The following is a 273-nucleotide window of genomic DNA, read 5'->3' as shown; positions in this document are numbered from 1 at the left end:
ACGCCATACGCCAATTTTGAATAGGCATTGTCCATTTTTTAGCTGCCTGCGAAATGGCAAGGTAGATGACTTTTAATGCCGAGTCATCGCTTGGAAATAACTTCCTACGCTTGGTTGCGGATCGGATTACGCTGTTCAATGACTCGATGGCGTTTGTCGTGTAAATCGCTTTGCGAATCTCGGGTGGGTATTCAAATAACGTCCTCAGGTTGACCCAGTGGGTCGACCATGACTTCGCAATTTGCGGATATTGTTCACCCCATTGCTGGCTAA

At 46.9% G+C, this 273-nt stretch carries 1 protein-coding gene; it reads right to left on the bottom strand.

Annotated features, from left to right (window positions below; genetic code table 11):
- On the bottom strand, positions 1-273 hold a 273-nt coding region (locus H8K32_RS20045; RefSeq protein ID WP_186914407.1), incomplete at both ends, for a transposase.

Source organism: Cognatundibacterium jejuense, assembly GCF_014284255.1.
In the GTDB taxonomy this organism is placed as follows: domain Bacteria; phylum Pseudomonadota; class Gammaproteobacteria; order Burkholderiales; family Burkholderiaceae_D; genus Undibacterium; species Undibacterium jejuense.
This window is presented reverse-complemented; position numbering and strand designations above follow the sequence as displayed.